Here is a 21,631-nt window from a genome sequence, read left to right as displayed (position 1 = left end):
CGGAGGTCGCCTTATCAGGTCGACCTCAACGACGGCAACAATTGTTTTATTAACAGACTATTATTTGATTCATCTCTTTATTCTGCGCCGCGCTGCGGCGCTTTTTGGACTTAAGCAATGTCGTATACACCAATGGGCGATCTCGGGCAGCAGGGTCTGTTTGATATCACCCGTATTTTATTACAGCAGCCCGATCTGGCCGCGCTGAGCGAAACGCTAACCCGTCTGGTGCAGCAATCCTCGCTTGCCGACCGGGCGGCGATTATCTTGTGGAACCACGGCAACCATCGCGCCGCCAGGTACGCCTGCGACGACGCCGGACAGCCGGCAAGCTACGAAGATGAAACCGTACTGGCACATGGCCCGGTACGCCGCCTGCTGTCGCGCCCCGACGCGCTACATTGCGACAACGCGACCTTCGCCGAAACCTGGCCGCAGCTGGCCGCCAGCGGCATTTACCCGGAATTCGGCTACTACTGCCTGCTGCCGCTGGCGGCGGAAGGCCGCATCTTCGGCGGTTGTGAGTTCATCCGCGACGACAACCGGCCATGGAGCGAAAAAGAGTACCAGCGCCTGCATACTTTCGCGCAGATTGTCGCCGTCGTGACCGAGCAGATCCAAAACCGGGTCAGCAACAACGTCGATTACGATCTACTGTGCCACGAGCGCGATAATTTCCGCATCCTGGTGGCCATTACCAACGCCGTCCTGTCGCGCCTCGATATTGACGAACTGGTCAGCGAGGTGGCGAAAGAGATCCACCGCTATTTCCGCATCGACGCGATCAGCGTGGTGCTGCGCAGCAACCGCAAAGGCAAGCTCAACATTTACTCCACCCACTATCTCGACGCCAGCCATCCGGTCCACGACCAAAGCGAAGTCGATGAAGCCGGCACGCTAACCGAGCGGGTGTTTAAGAGCAAAGAGATGCTGTTGCTCAATCTGCATGAGCACGACTCGTTGGCGCCGTATGAGAAAATGCTCTTCGAGATGTGGGATAATCAGATCCAGACCCTGTGCCTGTTACCGCTCATGTCCGGCAATACGCTGCTCGGGGTGCTGAAGCTGGCGCAGTGCGATGAGCAAGTGTTTACCACTACCAACCTTAAACTGCTGCGGCAAATCGCCGAACGCGTATCGATAGCTATCGATAACGCCCTCGCCTATCGCGAGATCCAGCGGCTGAAAGAACGGCTGGTAGATGAAAACCTGGCGCTCACCGAACAGCTCAATAATGTCGAAAGCGAGTTCGGCGAAATCATTGGTCGCAGCGAAGCGATGCACAGCGTGCTCAAGCAGGTGGAAATGGTAGCGCAGAGCGACAGTACGGTGCTGATCCTCGGTGAAACCGGCACCGGTAAGGAACTGATCGCTCGCGCTATTCATAACCTGAGTGGACGCAATGGCCGACGGATGGTGAAAATGAACTGCGCGGCGATGCCCGCTGGCCTGCTGGAAAGCGATCTGTTCGGCCACGAGCGCGGCGCTTTTACCGGCGCCAGCGCCCAGCGTATCGGCCGTTTCGAACTGGCGGACAAAAGCTCGCTGTTCCTCGATGAAGTCGGCGATATGCCGCTGGAGCTGCAGCCGAAGCTGCTGCGCGTTCTCCAGGAGCAGGAATTCGAACGCCTGGGCAGTAATAAACTGATTCAGACCGATGTACGGTTGATCGCCGCCACCAACCGCGATCTCAAACAGATGGTTATCGATCGTGAATTCCGCAGCGATCTTTACTATCGGCTCAATGTGTTCCCGATCCACCTGCCGCCGCTGCGCGAACGCCCGGATGATATTCCACTGCTGGTGAAAGCGTTCACCTTCAAAATCGCCCGCCGTCTGGGGCGCAACATCGACAGTATTCCGGCGGAGACACTGCGCACCCTTTCGCGCATGGATTGGCCGGGCAACGTGCGCGAGCTGGAAAACGTCGTCGAGCGCGCGGTGTTGTTAACCCGCGGTAACGTACTGCAACTGTCGCTGCCGGAAATGCATATTGAACAGGAGACGCTAGCGCCGGAAGTGCTGCCGGAGGAAGGCGAAGATGAATATCAGCTCATCGTCCGGGTATTGAAAGAGAGCAACGGCGTGGTGGCCGGGCCAAAAGGTGCCGCCCAGCGCCTGGGGCTCAAGCGCACGACGCTGCTGTCGCGCATGAAACGTTTAGGCATTAATAAGGATCGGTTAGTCTAGCCCGACGATATGTCTCTCATGGCGTAGGGATTTTCCCGGAGGCGGCGCATTGCGCCTTCTCCGGGCTACCAAATCGCACAGGATCGTAGGTCGGATAAGCGTAGCGCCATCCGACAAAATAACGCGGCGACTCATCGAATACCGGGCCGCCCCTGATTTAATCCCCTTCACAATCCTTCTCAACCTAATCATTACCTCAACATTTAAATAAGAATTATTTTCATTTATAAATAGCTTGTGCTATATAACATAGCAAAGGCTATAAACGATGATTAAATAATCGCAATACCGTGAGGGATCCTATGACGCATCTGCCGCCGTTCAAGCACCTGTTGTTCTCCGCCGCATTAGCGCTGCTTGCCATCGCCCCCGCTCAGGCGCAAGAAAAATTCAAAGTCATTACCACCTTCACCGTGATCGCCGATATGGCGCAGAACGTCGCCGGCGACGCCGCCGACGTCAGCTCTATCACCAAGCCGGGCGCGGAAATTCACGAATATCAGCCGACGCCGGGCGATATCAAACGCGCGCAGGGGGCGAAGCTTATTCTCGCCAACGGCCTCAACCTCGAACTGTGGTTCGCCCGTTTTTATCAGCACCTGAACGGCGTACCGGAAGTCGTGGTCAGTAACGGTATTCAGCCGATGGGCATCAGCGATGGCCCCTACAACGGCAAACCTAATCCGCACGCGTGGATGTCGGCGGATAATGCGCTGATCTACGTCGATAACATTCGCGATGCGCTGGTGAAATACGATCCCGTCAATGCCGACACCTATCGCCGCAACGCCGACGCCTACAAAGATAAAATCCGCCAGACCATGGCGCCGCTGAAGGCCGAACTGGCGAAACTGCCGGCGGACAAACGCTGGCTGGTTACCAGCGAAGGCGCATTCTCCTATCTGGCGCGCGATAACGGCCTGCAGGAGCGTTATCTGTGGCCGATTAACGCCGACCAGCAGGGCACGCCGCAGCAGGTGCGTAAAACCATCGACACCATGAAGAAGGAGCATATCCCGACCATCTTCAGTGAAAGCACCATCTCCGACAAACCGGCGCGACAGGTCGCCCGTGAAGCCGGCGCCCACTATGGCGGCGTGCTGTATGTTGACTCGCTAAGCGCCGCCGACGGCCCGGTGCCGACTTATCTTGACCTGCTGCGCGTCACCACCGAAACCATCGTCAAAGGGATCAACGATGGCCTGAGGAAACAGTCATGATTGCGCCGCAAGCGGGACTTATCGTCGACCAGGTCACGGTGACCTATCGCAACGGCCACACCGCCCTGCGCGATGCCTCGTTCAGCGTACCGCGCGGATCGATTGCCGCGCTGGTGGGGGTCAACGGCTCCGGTAAATCCACGTTGTTCAAAGCGCTGATGGGTTTCGTGCGCGTCGGCCACGGCGATATCGCCATTCTCGGCCAGCCGGTCAACCGCGCGCTACGGCAAAATCTTGTTGCCTACGTACCGCAATCGGAAGAGGTGGACTGGTCTTTTCCGGTGCTGGTGGAAGATGTAGTGATGATGGGCCGCTATGGTCATATGGGCTGGCTGCGGCGGGCGAAGCCCCGCGACCGGCAGATTGTCGATGCCGCGCTGGCCCGCGTAGGGATGAGCGAATACCGCAAAAGACAGATTGGCGAGCTCTCCGGCGGGCAGAAAAAGCGCGTGTTCCTCGCCCGCGCCATTGCTCAGGAAGGCAAAGTCATCCTGCTCGATGAGCCTTTTACCGGCGTCGATGTGCAGACCGAGGCGCGGATCATCACCCTACTGCGAGAACTGCGCGACGAAGGCTGTACCATGCTGGTCTCTACCCATAACCTCGGTTCAGTCAGCGAATTTTGCGATTATACGGTGATGGTGAAAGGCACCGTGCTGGCCAGCGGCCCGACGGAAACCACCTTCACCGCCGAGAATCTGGAGCTGGCCTTCAGCGGCGTATTGCGTCACGTCACGCTCACCGGCGCGGAAGAGCGCATTATCACCGACGATGAGCGACCGTTTATCAGCCATCGCGCGGCGGGGGGGCAACGATGAGCTGGCTGCTGGAGCCGTTTGGCTATCAATACATGCTCAACGCGATGTGGGTCTCGGCATTAGTCGGCGGCGTCTGCGCCTTTCTCTCCTGCTACCTGATGCTCAAAGGCTGGTCGCTGATTGGCGACGCCCTCTCCCACTCGATCGTTCCCGGCGTCGCCGGCGCTTATATGCTCGGCCTGCCCTTTGCGCTCGGCGCGTTTCTCTCCGGCGGCCTGGCGGCAGGCAGCATGCTGTTTCTTAACCAGCGTTCGCGACTAAAAGAGGACGCCATCATCGGGCTGATTTTCTCCTCGTTTTTCGGCATCGGCCTGTTTATGGTGTCGCTGAATCCGACCTCGGTGAACATTCAGACCATTATTCTCGGCAATATCCTCGCCATCGCTCCGGAGGATATTATCCAGCTGGCGGCGATTGGCTTTATTTCGATGGCGATCCTGTTGCTGAAGTGGAAAGACCTGATGGTCACCTTCTTCGACGAAAACCACGCCCGCTCGATTGGCCTTAACACCAGCGGCCTGAAGCTGCTGTTCTTCACTCTGTTGGCCGCCTGCACCGTGGCGGCGCTGCAAACCGTCGGCGCGTTTCTGGTCATCTGTCTGGTCGTGACGCCCGGCGCCACCGCCTGGCTGTTAACCGACCGCTTCCCGCGTCTGCTGGCCATCGCCGTCGCTATCGGCAGTCTCACCAGCTTCTTCGGCGCGTGGCTGAGCTACTATCTTGATGGCGCCACCGGCGGCATCATCGTGGTGGCGCAGACGCTGCTGTTCTTAGCTACCTTTGTCTTTGCGCCGAAGCACGGCCTGCTGGCCAACCGCCGTCGCGCCAGGGAGGCCTCATGCTAACGATGCTCCTTGAACCATTACAGTTTCCGTTTATGGTCAACGCGATGCTAGTGGCGACGATCGTCGCCGTCCCCTGTGCGCTGCTGTCGGTATTTCTGGTGTTAAAAGGCTGGGCGCTGATGGGCGATGCCATGAGCCACGCGGTGTTTCCCGGCGTGGTGGTGGCCTACATTATTGGCATCCCCTTCGCCATCGGCGCGTTTATTGCCGGCTTATTTTGCGCCGTCGCCACCGGTTTTCTCGACGATAACAGCCGCATCAAGCGCGATACCATTATGGGGATCGTCTTTTCGGGGATGTTCGGCGCCGGGCTGGTGCTGTACGTGGCGATTCAATCCGAGGTCCATCTCGACCACATTCTGTTTGGCGATATGCTGGGAATATCCGTTAGCGATATCGGGCAAACAGCGGTGATTGCGCTGGCGATTGCGCTGATTATCGGGCTAAAGTGGCGCGATTTTTTACTGCACGCCTTTGATCCCAATCAGGCCAAAGCCAGCGGCCTGCGCTGCGGGCTGCTGCATTATGGTCTGCTGTGCATGATCGCGCTGACTATCGTCGCGACGTTAAAGTCGGTGGGGATTATTCTGTCGATTTCGCTGCTGATAGCGCCCGGCGCTATCGCTCTGCTGCTGACGCGGCGCTTTGTCAGCGCATTATTGCTGGCAACGGTAATCGCCGTGGGCTGTTCGCTGACGGGCGTCTGGCTGTCGTTTTATCTCGATAGCGCCCCGGCGCCAACCATCGTGGTGCTATTTACCGCGCTCTTCGTGCTGGCCTTTGTCGCCAGCACGATCCGTGACGGTCAGAAACAGAGGGGGTCAGCAACGATCTCCGATGGCGGTTAACGCCAGCGCGAGCAGGGAGAATTGTCGGATGGCGCTACGCTTATACGACCTACAGTCCGTGCGGCCTGCCTTTAATTTATTCACCATGCTGACCGAAACTGCCGGTGCTGGCGATCTCAAAACCCCCGGTGGCGCTGCCGCTTACCGGGGCTACAGCGCTGTGCGATTTGGTAGCCCGGAGAAGGCGCAACGCGCCGCGTCCGGGAAAAACACTTAAAAAAGTTGCCAACCGATAACAGTATCTACGATCCTCAAAATCGCTGAGACGTTCCCGGAAGGCCAGGGAAAGGCCGCTATTTTTTCGGCCGATATTTTTCCGGCAGCTCCGGCACCGGCCGCCTGTCGTCAATCAGGTGACGAATGGTCAGAATCGGATGCCGCCAGAGCATCCGCGGCCCGGCCCAGCGCATGATCCGCTTCATCTCTTCTCGCTTCGCCGGCTGATAGCAGTGTACCGGACACTGTTTACAGGCCGGCTTCTCTTCGCCAAATACGCACTTATCCAGCCGCTTGTCGGCGTAGATATTAAGCGCCTGGTAATGCTCACCTTCGTCACGGGCGTCCGGGCGGCGGCGTTGATACAGCCGAATCATACAGCTGATAGTCTTTTTTTCACGTTCGATGCGTTTGACCATGTCACAGCCTCAAGCTAATAAGATGCATTGATTATACACCTTTGTATCTGTCAGGGCATCTCACTGCTTCAGATGCTGGATTAACTGCAGCGCGGCTCCGGATAACACGCCAAAATGGCTCCAGGCATAGAAATCTCTGACAAACACGCTGCCCTCCGCTTCCAGCGGTCGCAACAATCCAAGCTTCTCTTCCAGTCGATAGACGGGGGCAGGCATTGACGTTAAAAGATCGCTCTCAGCAATAAAGGATTTTATCGCCGCGGATGAAGCGCACTCGATAATGGGAACCGGACAGGGTAACTGATGCGAGCGAAAAATATCTTCAAGGATAAGCATCGGCGTGCTTAACGGCGGCGGCATGATCCACGGATAGTCGAGCATCGCCGCCAGCGACAAATGCCTGGCCTTTTGCAATGGATGATCTGGCCTCGAGATGATGCAAATACGGTCCTGCCAGTTAATCTTTCCACGCACCACGATTTTATCGTCATGAGGTAAAGGCCCGCAGAGGGCGATGTCTATTTCATGCATCAGCAGCAACTTAAACAACTCTGAGTCAATGCGGTCGAATATTTTGATGTGTATCTGGGGATGGCGTTTATGAAAGGCGGCTAATTTATCAATAAAATGGCTGGTTAACAGACTGGATACGCAGCCGATTCTCAAAATCCCCTTGCCCGCCCCGCGGATCAGCGCCATTTCCTCTCTGGCTTTGTTCTCCGTGTTCAACATTGTCATGGCATAGGGTAAAAACGCGCTGCCGTACTCGCTTAACGCCATTCCATGCTTATGCCGTTCAAATAAGGTAGCATTCAGATCCTCCTCCAGGGTCAGCAACAATCGGCTTAGCCCGGATTGCGTAATCCCCATTTTCTCCGCTGCCAGAGTTAAATTCCCTTCGCTGGCGACGGTAAGAAAGGCTTGTATTTGTTTAATTTTCATAGCCATGACAATTACTCATTGAACGAATTATTTTTACATTTCCCTCACGCTTCTTTTTGGGTCAAGAATGCAGTAAGCAACGAAAAAAAAGAATAGTGCAACAGCGGCGCATTTCCGGGGTGAACACTCTCAATATTTATAGTTCAACACCCTGCCCCTAACGATAATTTATAATGAGAATAAATCACTATGACACAGAACAACATCCTATTAATCCTCGGCGCTATTTTACCCGTTATCATTACCGTTCTCATTGGCTATATCAGCGGTAAACGCAAAGACTTTAACTGGCAGCAGGCTGGTGATATTAATAAAATTGTGATGCTGTATGCTTTACCGCTGAGCATTTTCAGTAATATGGTCATGACGCCGCGGCATATCGTGATGAGTATGGGCCCTGTCGCTATCGCTATTATCCTGGCGCTAATTCTGAGTTTCCTTATTCCCTTAGCTATCGCCCGTTATGTCTGTAAACGCTCCCTGGCGCTCAGTACGCTACAGGCTCTGGCCATCGGCTCGCCGGCCGTTCCCTTCATTGGCACCTCGGTACTGGCTTTTTTATTCGGCACCGTCAGCGCCTCATTAATTACTGTTTCCAGTATTACGCAAAATGTCTTCCAGCTCCCGCTGGTGATGATTCTGATGTCCATTGCAACGGGGGATAAAAGCCAGAATATCTCTTTTGCCACGCGGGTCCTCAACGCCATCAAGCAGCCGGTGGTATGGTCGCCGGTTGTCGCGCTGATATTAGTATTAATGGATATTCATATTCCAGAAACCGTATCAATGTCGCTAGGTCTGCTGGGTAAGGCCTCCGGCGGACTGGCGCTCTTTGCCGCAGGCATCGTGCTCTATACTCGCAGCATTGTCATCACCTCCGCCACCATTATTACCGTCATCGCCCGTAATATTCTGGTGCCCGGCGCCTGCTACCTCATTTTGTTAAAAATGGGTTTCAGCATGGAGCAAATAAAACAAGTGGTATTAACGATGGCGATTCCTGTGGGCTCGATCGCCATTATTATTGCCATGCAATATAGGTCCGGCGAGCAAGAAATGGCCTCGACCATGGCGCTAAGTATTATTACTTCCATCATTACGATGGGCGCATTTATTTTCCTGACCTTTTAATCACGGCGATAACATCGCGTTAATCCGGAGAGAATATGACTTCTATCACTGTATCGGCCGCTGAATTATTACTGCACCGGCTTCAGGCCCTCGACGTGGCCTATATTTTTATTAATTCGGGTACCGATTATCCCCCGGTTATTGAAGCGTGGGCCAAAATGCGCGCCACGGGACAACAGGTACCGGAGCTGGTGATATGTCCCCACGAGAACGCCGCCATCGGCATGGCCCACGGCTATTATCTCGGGAGCGGGAAAGTGCAGGCCGTCATGGTTCACACCAACGTAGGCCTGGCCAATGCCGCCTGCGGCGTCATCAATCTGGCCAACAGCAATATTCCGGTGCTGATTTTTGGCGGACGCACGCCGATTAGCGAGCATTCACACTTTGGTTGTCGCAACACGCCGATTGGCTACGGCCAGGAGATGCGCGATCAGGCGGCGCTCATTCGCGAGTCGGTGAAATGGGACTTCGAATTACGCATTGCCGATCAGGTCGGCGAGCATGTTGACAGAGCATGGGCGATAGCCCGTTCATTGCCAAAGGGGCCGGTGTATTTGAGCCTGCCCCGCGAGCCGCTATGCGAAACGTTCACCATCGATGAACAAGCGCTTTATGCCTCCCCCACCCAGCAGCCGGTCCGCTATGCGCCAACGCGGGCGGATATTGCCAGCACCGCCGATGCGATAGCCAATGCCAGACAGCCGGTCATCTTCGCCCAGCGCGGCGCGAGAACGGCTGGAGGCTTTGCGCGACTCAATACCCTGGTTAAGGAGTGGGCTATTCCGGTGGTGGAATACTGGGGTACTGAAGTCACCCTTAGCAGCGACAATCCTATGCTGGCCGGCAGCGATCCCAAAGGTTGGCTTTCCGCCGCCGATGTCATCATCGTTATCGACTCACAGGCCCCGTGGATCATCGAAGAAAGCCGCTGCAACGAAAGCTGTAAGGTGATCCAGATCGGCCCCGACCCGCTTTTTTCCCGCTACCCCGTCCGCGGCTATCGCGCCGATATCAATCTGGCCGGAGAAACCGACGAGGTATTCGAACTTTTACAAGAGGCGCTCCAGCCGCTTGTGGCGGCGAAGCAACAGCAGGTGGCTGAACGTGAAAAGCATGTGCTTAGCCTGATACAACACGCGAAGAACCAACGGGAAGCCCTCCTCCACGCCGGTCAAAAAGGGGCGATTGGCAAACCCTGGCTGAGCTACTGTCTGGGTCAACTTGCCAATCAACATCAGGGGAAGATCGTCTCCGAACTGACAACAATGCCGCAGTTCGCCGGCCTGACTCAGGCGGACAGTTATTACCAGGAAGCGCTGGCGGGTGGTCTGGGTGAAGCGTTCCCCATCGCCTTAGGGCTGCAGCTCGCCCGGCGGGGCGAGCTAATCATCGCCGCCGTGGGCGACGGCTCCTATCTCTTTGCCAATCCGGCGGTATGTCATCACATCGCGGAAGTGATGAAGCTTCCCGTACTGGTGGTGGTTGGCAACAATGGCGGCTGGGGAGCGGTAGCGGGCGGCACCAAAGCGCTCTATCCCGACGGCTATGCCGCCAAAATGGAAGCTATTCCGGCCACCGCGTTTTCGTCGTCGCCAGATTTCGCCGCGCTCGCCGCCTCCAGCCGCGCGGCTGCGCTGACGGTTTCGCTGGCGGAAGATCTCCCCGGGGTACTGGAAGAGGCGGTCGCTATTATTCGCACTCGCCGACAAAGCGTACTGGTCAACGTTGAACTAGGACGTTAATCGCAGCCAGCCGTTTTAGATCTGCTTCCCGGCATTATCCACGTGTCCCAGCGCTTTTTCCGGGAAGCAGACATCCCTCACTCGCCGTTTCAGTTCGGCCGCGTCCGGGAAACCGCCGTCCCGTTTGCGCTCCCAAATGAGCGCCTCATCGACGCTCACCGTAAAAATGCCGCCGGTACCGGGCACCAGCGTGACCGAAGCGATATCGGTACTAAAGGTATGCAGCAGCTCCTGGGCCATCCAGCTGGCGCGCAGCATCCAGTTGCATTGGGAACAATAGTGAATGGTAATCACCGCTTTATGACTCATGTTGGCTTGCTCCCGTCCGAAGGAATGTAAACAAAATGCAGAATATACCCGTCATACTTCAAGTTGCATGTGCGTTGGCTTCCTCGCTCACCCCAGTCACTTACTTGAGTAAGCTCCTGGGGCTTCTCTGCGTCGCCGCCTGCCTGCAACTCGAATTATTTAGGGTATAGGTAAATATTTTGTTGCAAACGATAATACCTATCATTACCATTCGCAATTACTAAATCAGGAATACCACTGTCCGCCAGGGAAAACACGGACCAACCTGCACTCTGGAAGTAACGCGTGAGCCGATACTAATAATTATCAAGGCGTGGCTACAAATGTACAAATCGACTCAATCAGCAGCATGGTGTAAGAAAAGCCTGCTGGCGACTTCTCTGCTCGCAGCAATCACGCAGAATGCCGCTATCGCGGCCGTGACCCAGGATAACACGACGGATAGCGCGGAACAGATGGTGGTGACCGCCCCGGCCCCACAGCTGAAAGCCGGCAGCGAGCACTCGGTGAGCGCGCAGGAACTGCAGGACAAAGGCGCCAACGACTTCGGCTCAATCATGCGTTATGAACCCCTCATCAGCGCCACCGGCGCCAGCGGCGGTTCCGGCAATGGTAAAAGCGGTTTCGATCGCGGCGGCTATACCGGCTACAACATCCGCGGTCTTGAAAGCAACCGCGTCGGCATCGATGTTGACGGCATTGCCCAGCCGAACGCCACCGGCCGCGGCTACGTCGGCCGTTCCGGCCTCAACACCTTTGGCATTGGCCGCGATTATATCGACCCCTATATGTACGGCAGCGTGGATATTCAGTCCGGCGCCACCTCAACCGAGACCGCTAACAGCTCAATCGGCGGCAACGTCTCCTTCCGCCCGAAATCGGCGGATGACTATCTGCGCCCGGGCAAAACCAGCGCCTTTGGCTACCAGAGCGGCTACGACTCTTCCGACCGCAGCTGGCATAACGGCGTCACCGTCGCCGGCGGCGATGAAACGCTGCGCGGCATTTTCGTCTACAGCCGCCGCGATGGCCAGGAAACCGAGAACAACAGCGGCAGCGTCGACGCTTACCCGGCAAACTGGCACTCTGACGCGTTTATGGCCTCCGGCATCTGGCAGCCGAACGATGAACATAAGTTCACCAGCACCTTCGACTACTATCACAAGACCAATCACAGCCACTTCGACTCATGGGACTCCAGCGGTAACAGCGTGATCGGTACCGCCAACCAAACCAACCAGACGCGGCGCTGGGGGCTGAGTCTGAAAGATGACTGGACGCCGCTGAACGATTACATCGACAGCGTCTCGACCAAGGTGTATTACCAGCATACCGAGGCTCACGACTGGACCTGGATGCCGGATAGCGTCACCCGCAAAATGCAGACGGTCAATTCAGACTACGATACCGATACCTGGGGCCTGCAGACTATGCTCGCGAAAAGCATCGGCCGCCACGATCTGAGCGCCGGTTTTAACGCCAGCACGACCAAAACCCAGCGGCCGTTTAGCCAGTCGCCGATCCCCAGCGTTTACAGCGAAATTATGCAGCCGGAAGCGGACAGCCGCAGCTACACCCTCGGCGGCTACGTGCAGGATAAGATCAACTTCGATCTCGATAGCCACAACTTCGCGATTATTCCCGGCGTACGCGTGACGCATCAGTCCACTAAACCGGAAGATCTGTCCGATCTTAGCGCCAACAGCAGCGTGCTCACCGAATCGTCGGTGGCGAATCTGTATGGTAAAAACAGCGACACCCAGGTGCTGCCATCATTGACGTTCCAGTACGACATTACGCCGCGGCTGATGACCTATCTGCAGTACCAGCGCGGCGCGCAGTTCCCGAATGCCAGCCAGCTGTATGGTTCGTGGAACCTGGGCTCCAGCTATGCCGGCAGCCAGCAGTACGCGCTAATCGGCAACAACGATCTGAAAACCGAGACCAGCGACAATATTGAATGGGGTATCAAGGGCGAAGTCACCGAAGGCATCACCGTGCGTACCGCGCTGTTCTACAACAGCTATAAGAACTTTATCGCCTATACGCGCTATTCGCGCGCCAACAATCCGGGCAAATTCACTAATGTCCCGTCGAATATTTACACCATTTATCAAGCGGAAAACCGCGATAAGGCCTATATCTACGGCGGCGAGATCAGCACTAAATTTAACTTCGGCACCTGGTTTGAGCAGGTAGATGGCCTGAGCGCCACCCTCGCCTGGGGCTATAGCGAAGGGAAATCGAAATCCAGCTACTACGGCGATAAATACGTCGACCTCGACAGCGTCGCGCCGATGAAAACGATCGTCGGCGTGGCGTGGGACGATCCGGCTAAGCGCTACGGTACGGCGCTGACCGCCACCTTTGTTAAGGGCAAACAGGCCACCGCCACCAGCCGCGAGAGCTATAACAATACCGGCTCCGCCATTGCCGATTCCAGCACCGAATATATGCGCGTGCCGGGCTACGGCATGCTGGACTGGACCGCTTACTGGCAGGTGGCGAAGAACGTTCGCCTCAACGGCGGGGTTTACAACATTACCGACCGTAAATACTGGGACTACCTGAGCAGCCGCAACATCGAGACCAGTACCAATCAGGATGCCAACGATAAAGCGCTGGCTGTGATGCCCGGAAGGACCTGGCAACTGGGCGTGAATATCGATTTCTGATCGCCCGAATAATAACAAACCTGCCCCCCGGCCCGCGGGCCGGGGAAATTCATCGTAGAGAAGGATGTGAATTATGCAAAACGCACACGACGATCTGTGGCAGCGCTACCAGGCCACCAAAGCTCGCTCCACCGCCAAATATGCCCGCGACATCGCCGCAGAGATGGGAATTAGCGAAGCCGAATTAACCGCCGCGCGCGTCGGTCACGATGCCGTGCGTCTGCACGACGACGTACGGGCGATTATCGCCGCCCTGGAGAGCGTCGGCGAAACCAAATGCATCTGCCGCAACGAATACGCGGTGCACGAGCAGGTCGGCGAATTTACCCATCAACACCTGAGCGGCCACGCCGGGCTGGTGCTCAACCCGCGGGCGCTCGACCTGCGCCTGTTCCTCAGCCAGTGGTCGAGCGTGTTCCACCTCAACGATAACGGCCGCCAGAGCATCCAGTTCTTCGACCCGCACGGCGACGCCCTGCTTAAGGTCTATGCCACCGGGCAAACCGATATGGCGGCATGGCAAACGCTGGTAGCCAAATTCAGCGAGACGGCGCCCGGCGCGCTGACGATTCGCCCGGCCGACCGCGTGAAGTACGCCGACTCCGCCGACGCCGCGGCGCTGGAAAAGGAGTGGCGCGCGATGACCGATGTGCACCAGTTCTTCGGTCTGCTGCGTAAACACAATCTTTCCCGTCAGCAGGCCTTCCGCCTGGTGAGCGACGATCTGGCCTGCCGCATTGACAATAATGCGCTGCCGGGACTGCTGGAAACGGTGCGCCAGGACGGCAATGAAATCATGATCTTCGTCGGCAACCGCGGCTGCGTGCAGATCTTCACCGGCGCGCTGGAAAAGCTGGCGCCGATGCGCGGCTGGATCAACATCTTCAACAGCGCCTTTACCCTGCATCTGCGCGAAGACAGCGTGGATGAAATCTGGGTCACCCGTAAACCGACCTCCGATGGCCACGTCACCAGCGTCGAACTGTTTGCCAAAGACGGTACGCAAATTGCCCAGCTGTACGGCCAGCGCAGCGAAGGTCACCCGGAGCAACAACAATGGCGCGCGCAGGTGGCGCGTCTGTGCGCGGAAGGGCTGCCGGCATGAAACGTTGGGGAATACTGCTTGCCGCACTGCCGCTGTTCGCCAGCGCGGCCGCCGAACGGGTGATTTCCCTCGGCGGCGACGTTACCGAAATCGTCTACGCGCTGAACGCCGGGCAGCAACTGGTGGCGAAGGACAGCACCAGCACCTGGCCTGCCGCCGCGCAAAAGCTACCGGACGTCGGCTATCTACGGCAATTAAGCGCCGAGGGGATCCTCTCCTTACGCCCGCAGCTGGTACTGGCCAGCGCGCAGGCGCAGCCGTCGCTGGTGCTGCAGAAAGTGCAGGACAGCAAGGTGACGGTCGTCAACGTGCCGGGCGGCGATAACCTTGCCGCCATCGATAACAAAATCGCCGTTATTGCCAAAGCATTAGGTAAAACTCCGGCAGGCGACGTGCTGCGCCAGCAGGTCAAGCAGCGGATAGCCGCCATTCCCTCACGGCCTATCGCCAAACGGGTGCTGTTTATCCTCAGCCACGGCGGGATGAATACCATGGTGGCCGGACAGCACACCGCCGCCGATGGCGCGATCCGCGCCGCCGGGCTGCAAAACGCGATGCAGGGCTTTGACCATTATCGCGCGATGTCGCAAGAAGGGGTGGCCGCAAGCCAGGCGGATCTGGTGGTAATTTCCGCCGATGGCCTCAAAGGGATGGGCGGCGAAAGCGGGTTATGGAAATTGCCCGGTCTGGCGCAAACGCCCGCTGGCCGCCATAAACAACTACTGGCGATCGACGATATGGCCCTGCTCGGCTTCGGCCCGCGTACGCCGCAGGCGATCCTCGAACTGCGGAAAAAAGCGGAGCAGCTGCCCTGATGCGCCCTGCCCTCGTTCGCCATTTGCTGTTAATGGCGCTGCTGCTGGTCGCATTGACGCTCTACGCCACCACCCTCGGCGCAATGCGATTGCCATTGGTCAACCTGCTGCCCTCCGGCGATGAAATCCTGCGCCATATCTGGCTGACGATCCGTCTGCCGCGGGTGCTGCTGGCGCTGCTGGTCGGCGCCGCGCTGGCCCTGTCCGGCTGCGTGATGCAGGGGCTATTTCGCAACCCGCTCGCCGACCCGGGGCTGCTGGGCATCAGCAGCGGCGCGGCGCTGGCGGTGGCCTGCTGGCTGGTGCTGCCGCTGAGCGTGCCGGCGCTGTTAGCCCTGTATATGCCGATGCTGGCGGCGTTTATCGGCAGCCTGGCGGTGATGGCAGTGATTTTTATCCTCAGCCGCGCAGGTGACGGTTCGCTGTCGCGGCTGCTGCTGGTGGGGATCGCCATCAACGCCTTATGCGGCGCGCTGGTCGGCGTGCTGGCGTGGCTAAGCAACGATTCTCAGCTACGCCAGCTGTCGCTGTGGGGGATGGGAAGCCTCGGCCAGGCCGAATGGCCGACGCTGCTGGTGGCGGCCAGCCTGATTATTCCGGCGTCAATAGCGGTGTGGTGGATGGCGTCACGCCTTAACCTGCTGCAACTCGGTGATGAAGAGGCGCACTACCTCGGCGTTAACGTGCGGGCGCTGCAACGGCTGCTGTTGTTATGTAGCGCGGTGCTGGTTGCCGCGGCGGTGGCGATAAGCGGCGTCATCGGTTTTATCGGCCTGGTGGTGCCGCATCTGATGCGACTGTGGCTGGGGGCGGACCACCGCGGTCTCATCCCCGGCTCGCTGCTGGCGGGCGCGATTCTGCTGCTGATTGCCGATACCCTGGCGCGCACCGTCGCCGCGCCGGCGGAGATGCCGGTGGGGCTGCTGACCAGCCTGTTGGGCGCGCCGTGGTTCCTGTGGTTGATATTTCGTCGGGAGAAACCAATCCATGGATAAAGACTATCGGGCGCAAGGGCTGTCGCTGCGGCTCGGCCAACGACAGGTGATTGACCAGGTTTCGCTGACGCTTCGCGGCGGCGAGATGACCGCGCTGATCGGCCCGAACGGCGCGGGCAAATCCACCCTGCTGCGGCTGCTAACCGGCTTCCTTACCCCGGATAGCGGCGAACGCATGATGGACGGCAAAGCGCTGGAGCGTTGGTCGCCGCAGGCGCTATCGCGCCGCCGGGCGGTGATGTTGCAGCGCACTCAACTCCAGGCCGACTGGACGGTGGAAACGGTTATCGCCATGGGGCGCTCGCCATGGGAAGCGACCGCCAGTCCGCAGACTCTGCGCGATGTTATGGCGGAAACCGGCTGCGATCATTTGCGCGGCAGGCGCTATCCGTCGCTTTCCGGCGGCGAGCAGCAGCGGGTACAGCTGGCCCGCTGCCTCGCGCAACTGTGGCAAAACGGCGCGCCGCAGGGCTGGCTGTTTCTGGACGAACCTACCTCGGCGCTGGACCTCTATTACCAGCAACATCTGTTACGCCTGCTCAAGCGTCTGACCGCTACCGGCCAGCTACATGTCTGCGTGGTGCTGCACGATCTCAACCTCGCCGCCCTGTGGGCCGACCAGATTCTGCTGCTACACCAGGGACAGGTGGTGGCGCAGGGCACGCCGCATCAGGTTATCCAGCAGGATATCATTAGCCGCTGGTACGGCGCGGACGTGCGCCTCGGCCAGCATCCGGAAAAAGCGATTCCGCAGGTTTATCTGGCGCCCTGAACGTCACGCGCGGCCAGCTTAGCGATGGCCGCGCGTTCGAGAAGTGGAATCAGGATCGCTGCGTCCACTTCGTCACTTTCCCTCAAATGCCTATCTCCGTTATCATGTCTTCCTCATGCGATAACGACGACAATAATAAAATCGCACTCCATTAAAAATCAGGGACCTGGATAACACCCTATGAGCACAATCGACAATTTAGACGCCCATACCCCGATGATGCAGCAGTACCATTTTTCAGTGATTAAATTGTTGAAACTGAGAAATAAAAAAACCACACATTGGTTATTTACTCACCTTCACTCAATAGATAAACTATTTACAGGGATTTATAAAAACATAAGGAAATAAGGACATGGCTATTCCCGGTAATATGTGGCTCTATGACGATGGCGGAGCACTAATCAAAGGTGGCTGTGATGTTGCAGACAGGGAGTTCAGTATAGAGTTTAAAGGGTTTCACCATAATCTCTCCATTCCCACTGATAATTCCACTGGCAAACCTACTGGCACTCGTCAGCATTCTCCAATGATCATCGTTAAAGAATTCGACTATTCCAGCCCATACCTATACAAAGCAGTTGCTACTGGTCAAAACCTGAAATCTGCCGAAATTAAATGGTACAAAATCAACGATTCTGGTCAGGAAGTGGAATACTTCAATATGCTACTTGAAGGAGTTCGAATCGTATCAATCTCCCCTACGATGGCTTCCCCAGAGGACAAGAACAACAACCATCTTGAATCTGTGGAGCTAAGATACGAGAAAATCACCTGGAAACATTGTGATGGAAACATAATTTTCACAGATGCCTGGAATGAACGACAAACAGCCTAACAGGTGATTGAATGGATACGACAGAAGAACTAAACGGAACCTACTTCTACCACGGACAATCGAACCTGTCAGCAGGTGAACTATTTGATGTGATTTTCCTTGAGCAATTTTGTGATGAACTTGAAATTGGCATTGAGTCAGGTGCTGCTATCCTCGCTGGGCAACCGTGGTTAAAAACCAGAACGAAACCGGGAGAGGCAATCAAAGGGACAAGTGTTATTTCCAGGTATGGGAGAATGCTTTTACGAAATGCACGAACTCCTTTTGGTATTAGAGTTCCAACACCAGTTGGTGTAAGAATGCGAAAAACAAATAATCTTGCCGCAGTCATAGCAAGATATGTTCCGTGGTTAGGCTGGGTTGGTCTTGTGAATTCAATTTACCAAGTATCAAGGAAAACTCAGGCCAAATACAACCTAATAGCACGCCCTAAAGATCGTATACAATGGACATCCTTTTGATGGATACAATTCAACAAGAGGTATTAGCACTTTTCCGTGAAGAGATCCCCGGATATTTAGACAGCAATTGGAAAGAAATCCCTTTAGAACTTGATTCTGATTTATTTGAAGCTCCCGGTGATGACCTGCATGAAGCTTTGAATAAATTTGAAAAAAAATTTAATATAGATTTATCAGAAATTAAATGGTCGTATTATTTCCCTTGGGAAAATACTCCACTACTAACACGGTGGTTTAAATTAAAACGGGAAGATGTAGAACGAAATCGCAAACCTTTAACAATCAGAATGTTTTCGGAATCAGCGAAAGCTGGAAAGTGGCTTTATGACTGATAGAAATATAACATATTAATCAGAGGTGGATATGTAAGCATCCCAGCTTCAGTTCCATGCACTTTTTGAGTGTTCCGGTTTTTCAGCCATCAGCCGGTACTCTTCCCGCATCAGGTTATCCAGCAGGATATCATTAGCCGCTGGTACGGCGCGGACGTGCGCCTCGGCCAGCATCCGGAAAAAGCGATTCCGCAGGTTTATCTGGCGCCCTGAACATCACGCGCGGCCAGCTTAGCGATGGTCGCGCGTTCTAGAAGTGGAATCAGGATCGCTGCGTCCACTTCGTCACTTTCCCTCAAATGCCTATCTCCGTTATCATGTCTTCCTCATGCGATAACGACGACAATAATAAAATCGCACTCCATTAAAAATCAGGGACCTGGATAACACCCTATGAGCACAATCGACAATTTAGACGCCCATACCCCGATGATGCAGCAGTACCTGAAGCTGAAGGCTCAGCATCCGGAGATCCTGCTGTTTTACCGGATGGGCGACTTTTACGAGCTGTTTTATGACGACGCCAAACGCGCCTCGCAGCTGCTCGATATCTCGCTGACCAAACGCGGCGCTTCCGCGGGCGAACCGATTCCCATGGCCGGCATCCCCCACCACGCGGTGGAAAACTATCTGGCTAAACTGGTGAATCAGGGCGAGTCGGTCGCGATTTGCGAACAGATTGGCGATCCGGCTACCACCAAAGGGCCGGTAGAACGCAAAGTGGTACGCATCGTCACGCCGGGCACCATCAGCGATGAAGCGCTGCTGCAGGAGCGTCAGGACAACCTGCTGGCCGCCATCTGGCAGGACAGCAAGGGCTTCGGCTACGCGACGCTGGATATCAGCTCCGGGCGCTTTCGCCTGAGCGAACCGGCCGACCGCGAGACCATGGCGGCGGAACTACAACGTACCAATCCGGCGGAACTGCTGTATGCGGAAGATTTTGCCGAATCTTCACTGATTGAAGGCCGCCGCGGCCTGCGCCGTCGCCCGCTATGGGAGTTCGAAATCGACACCGCGCGCCAGCAGCTCAACCTGCAGTTCGGCACCCGCGATCTGGTGGGCTTCGGCGTTGAAAACGCCCCGCGCGGGCTGTGCGCCGCCGGCTGCCTGTTGCAGTACGTCAAAGATACCCAGCGCACCTCGCTGCCGCACATTCGTTCCATCACCATGGAACGCCAGCAGGACAGCATCATTATGGATGCCGCCACCCGTCGCAATCTGGAGATCACCCAGAATCTCGCCGGCGGCGTTGATAACACTCTTGCCTCGGTACTCGACTGCACGGTCACGCCGATGGGCAGCCGCATGCTCAAACGCTGGCTGCATATGCCGGTACGCGATACCGCGGTGCTGGTTGAACGCCAACAAACAATTGGCGCCTTACAAGAACGCTATACCGAGCTGCAGCCGGTGCTGCGTCAGGTCGGCGATCTCGAGCGTATTCTGGCGCGTCTGGCGCTGCGTACCGCCCGCCCGCGCGATTTAGCCCGCATGCGCCATGCCTTCCAGCAGCTGCCGCTGCTGCGCGAGCTGCTGGCCGACGTTGACTGTCAGCCGGTGCAACAGCTGCGCGAGAAAATGGGCGAATTCGCCGAGCTGCGCGAATTGCTGGAACGCGCGATCATCGACGCGCCGCCGGTACTGGTGCGTGACGGCGGCGTTATCGCTCCGGGTTATAATGAAGAGCTGGATGAGTGGCGAGCGCTGGCCGATGGCGCGACCGATTATCTCGACAAACTGGAAATCCGCGAACGTGAGCGCCTGGGCCTTGATACCCTGAAGGTCGGCTACAATGCCGTTCACGGTTACTACATCCAGATCAGCCGCGGCCAGAGCCAGCATGCGCCGATTCACTACGTGCGCCGCCAGACGCTGAAAAACGCCGAGCGCTACATTATTCCTGAACTGAAGGAATACGAAGATAAGGTACTGACGTCTAAAGGCAAGGCGCTGGCGCTGGAAAAACAGCTCTATGACGACCTGTTCGAAAAGCTGCTGCCGCATCTGGCCGACTTACAAACCAGCGCCAGCGCGCTGGCCGAGCTGGACGTACTGGTGAACCTCGCGGAACGCGCGGAGACCCTGAACTACTGCTGCCCGACCTTTATCGATAAACCCGGTATTCGCATTACCGAAGGCCGTCACCCGGTAGTGGAACAGGTACTGAAAGAGCCGTTTATCGCCAACCCGCTGCAGCTGGCGCCGCAGCGCCGCATGCTGATCATCACCGGCCCGAACATGGGAGGTAAAAGTACCTATATGCGCCAGACCGCGCTGATTGCGCTGCTGGCCTATATCGGCAGCTACGTGCCGGCGCAGAAGGTAGAAATTGGCCCGATCGACCGCATCTTTACCCGCGTCGGCGCGGCGGATGACCTGGCGAGCGGCCGTTCCACCTTCATGGTGGAGATGACCGAAACCGCCAATATTCTGCACAACGCCACCGAACACAGCCTGGTGCTGATGGACGAGATCGGCCGCGGTACGTCTACCTACGACGGTCTGTCGCTGGCGTGGGCCTGCGCGGAGAATCTGGCAAATAAGATCAAAGCGTTGACCCTGTTCGCTACCCACTACTTCGAGCTCACCCAGTTGCCGGAAAAAATGGAAGGCGTGGCCAACGTGCACCTCGATGCGCTGGAGCACGGCGATACCATCGCCTTTATGCACAGCGTGCAGGACGGCGCGGCCAGCAAGAGCTATGGCCTGGCGGTCGCCGCGCTGGCAGGGGTGCCGAAAGAAGTGATCAAACGCGCGCGACAGAAACTGCGCGAGCTGGAGAGCATTTCGCCAAATGCCGCCGCCACGCAGGTTGATGGTACGCAGATGTCGCTGCTCTCCGCGCCGGAAGAGACCTCACCGGCGCTGGAAGCGCTGGAGAATCTTGACCCGGATTCACTGAGCCCGCGTCAGGCGCTGGAGTGGATTTACCGCCTGAAAAGCCTGGTGTAA

At 56.8% G+C, this 21,631-nt stretch carries 19 protein-coding genes and 1 pseudogene; 17 read left to right on the top strand and 3 right to left on the bottom strand.

Translation table 11 applies throughout. The annotated features are described in order from the left end of the window. The first annotated feature begins 117 nt into the window (after positions 1–117). The 5 genes from flhA (at position 118) to PGR29_RS15655 (ending at position 5,921) form a co-directional block, all read left to right on the top strand. Entirely contained in the window at positions 118–2,190 is a 2,073-nt protein-coding gene (gene flhA, locus PGR29_RS15675; RefSeq protein WP_087858555.1) for a formate hydrogenlyase transcriptional activator FlhA, read from the top strand. A 302-nt stretch (positions 2,191–2,492) separates the two neighbouring features. Beyond that, entirely contained in the window at positions 2,493–3,410 is a 918-nt protein-coding gene (locus PGR29_RS15670; RefSeq protein WP_087858556.1) for a metal ABC transporter substrate-binding protein, read from the top strand. After that, positions 3,407–4,228 carry a manganese/iron ABC transporter ATP-binding protein gene (locus PGR29_RS15665; RefSeq protein WP_047740375.1) on the top strand — a complete coding sequence of 274 codons (822 nt, stop codon included), beginning with the start codon at positions 3,407–3,409 and terminating at the stop codon, positions 4,226–4,228. The genes PGR29_RS15670 and PGR29_RS15665 overlap by 4 nt, the downstream gene beginning before the upstream one ends. Beyond that, a complete protein-coding gene (gene sitC, locus PGR29_RS15660; RefSeq protein WP_015370015.1) occupies positions 4,225–5,073 on the top strand; it encodes an iron/manganese ABC transporter permease subunit SitC in 849 nt (282 codons plus the stop codon). Before PGR29_RS15665 ends, sitC begins: the two co-directional genes overlap by 4 nt. After that, positions 5,067–5,921: a metal ABC transporter permease gene (locus tag PGR29_RS15655; protein WP_316424814.1), complete on the top strand. Its 855-nt coding sequence runs from the start codon at positions 5,067–5,069 to the stop codon at positions 5,919–5,921. The genes sitC and PGR29_RS15655 overlap by 7 nt, the downstream gene beginning before the upstream one ends. A 293-nt stretch (positions 5,922–6,214) precedes the next feature. On the opposite strand, the gene PGR29_RS15650 is transcribed toward PGR29_RS15655, so the two are convergent. Beyond that, entirely contained in the window at positions 6,215–6,556 is a 342-nt protein-coding gene (locus PGR29_RS15650) for a nitrous oxide-stimulated promoter family protein (RefSeq protein ID WP_316424813.1), read from the bottom strand. A gap of 60 nt (positions 6,557–6,616) precedes the next feature. Further along, on the bottom strand, positions 6,617–7,504 hold the full coding sequence (locus tag PGR29_RS15645; RefSeq protein WP_101705353.1) for a LysR family transcriptional regulator: 888 nt from the start codon (positions 7,502–7,504) through the stop codon (positions 6,617–6,619). Between the two features lie 183 nt (positions 7,505–7,687). Here PGR29_RS15645 and PGR29_RS15640 point away from each other — a divergent pair, with 183 nt between their 5' ends. Then, positions 7,688–8,629 (top strand): AEC family transporter, encoded by a 942-nt coding sequence (locus PGR29_RS15640; RefSeq protein ID WP_316424812.1) that lies wholly within the window; start codon positions 7,688–7,690, stop codon positions 8,627–8,629. 35 nt (positions 8,630–8,664) lie between these two features. Then, the gene (locus tag PGR29_RS15635; RefSeq protein WP_271032885.1) at positions 8,665–10,374 is read left to right on the top strand and encodes a thiamine pyrophosphate-requiring protein; all 1,710 of its coding nucleotides are present in this window, start codon (positions 8,665–8,667) and stop codon (positions 10,372–10,374) included. Between the two features lie 15 nt (positions 10,375–10,389). Here the strand turns inward: PGR29_RS15635 and PGR29_RS15630 are convergent, their stop codons facing one another. Beyond that, the gene (locus PGR29_RS15630) at positions 10,390–10,683 is read right to left on the bottom strand and encodes a SelT/SelW/SelH family protein (protein WP_045377407.1); all 294 of its coding nucleotides are present in this window, start codon (positions 10,681–10,683) and stop codon (positions 10,390–10,392) included. Positions 10,684–11,006: 323 nt separating this feature from the next. Between PGR29_RS15630 and PGR29_RS15625 the strand changes: the two genes are divergently transcribed. From PGR29_RS15625 to mutS, 10 genes and pseudogenes are all read left to right on the top strand, one after another. Beyond that, positions 11,007–13,358, top strand: coding sequence for a TonB-dependent receptor domain-containing protein (locus PGR29_RS15625; protein WP_316424811.1), 2,352 nt, complete (start codon positions 11,007–11,009; stop codon positions 13,356–13,358). 73 nt (positions 13,359–13,431) lie between these two features. Continuing rightward, positions 13,432–14,463 carry a hemin-degrading factor gene (locus PGR29_RS15620; RefSeq protein ID WP_271032883.1) on the top strand — a complete coding sequence of 344 codons (1,032 nt, stop codon included), beginning with the start codon at positions 13,432–13,434 and terminating at the stop codon, positions 14,461–14,463. Next, the gene (locus PGR29_RS15615; RefSeq protein ID WP_271032882.1) at positions 14,460–15,278 is read left to right on the top strand and encodes a heme/hemin ABC transporter substrate-binding protein; all 819 of its coding nucleotides are present in this window, start codon (positions 14,460–14,462) and stop codon (positions 15,276–15,278) included. Before PGR29_RS15620 ends, PGR29_RS15615 begins: the two co-directional genes overlap by 4 nt. Further along, entirely contained in the window at positions 15,278–16,273 is a 996-nt protein-coding gene (locus PGR29_RS15610; protein WP_271032881.1) for a FecCD family ABC transporter permease, read from the top strand. Before PGR29_RS15615 ends, PGR29_RS15610 begins: the two co-directional genes overlap by 1 nt. Further along, positions 16,266–17,045, top strand: coding sequence for a heme ABC transporter ATP-binding protein (locus PGR29_RS15605; protein ID WP_316424810.1), 780 nt, complete (start codon positions 16,266–16,268; stop codon positions 17,043–17,045). Before PGR29_RS15610 ends, PGR29_RS15605 begins: the two co-directional genes overlap by 8 nt. A gap of 355 nt (positions 17,046–17,400) precedes the next feature. Beyond that, positions 17,401–17,883 (top strand): Hcp family type VI secretion system effector, encoded by a 483-nt coding sequence (locus tag PGR29_RS15600; protein ID WP_047044296.1) that lies wholly within the window; start codon positions 17,401–17,403, stop codon positions 17,881–17,883. 11 nt (positions 17,884–17,894) lie between these two features. Continuing rightward, positions 17,895–18,344 (top strand): STM2901 family protein, encoded by a 450-nt coding sequence (locus PGR29_RS15595; RefSeq protein WP_113372921.1) that lies wholly within the window; start codon positions 17,895–17,897, stop codon positions 18,342–18,344. Beyond that, the gene (locus PGR29_RS15590) at positions 18,329–18,676 is read left to right on the top strand and encodes a DUF1493 family protein (RefSeq protein WP_088389772.1); all 348 of its coding nucleotides are present in this window, start codon (positions 18,329–18,331) and stop codon (positions 18,674–18,676) included. The genes PGR29_RS15595 and PGR29_RS15590 overlap by 16 nt, the downstream gene beginning before the upstream one ends. Before the next feature lie 105 nt (positions 18,677–18,781). Continuing rightward, positions 18,782–18,889, top strand: a pseudogene (gene hmuV / locus PGR29_RS15585) (heme ABC transporter ATP-binding protein); the annotation flags it as partial. Positions 18,890–19,069: 180 nt separating this feature from the next. Next, positions 19,070–21,631 carry a DNA mismatch repair protein MutS gene (gene mutS / locus PGR29_RS15580; RefSeq protein WP_042895300.1) on the top strand — a complete coding sequence of 854 codons (2,562 nt, stop codon included), beginning with the start codon at positions 19,070–19,072 and terminating at the stop codon, positions 21,629–21,631.

It is taken from the genome of Klebsiella sp. 141203 (assembly GCF_032601985.1).
In the GTDB taxonomy this organism is placed as follows: Bacteria; Pseudomonadota; Gammaproteobacteria; order Enterobacterales; family Enterobacteriaceae; genus Klebsiella; species Klebsiella aerogenes.
Note: the sequence above shows the minus strand (reverse complement) of the source record. Positions and strands in the feature narration are given on the sequence as shown.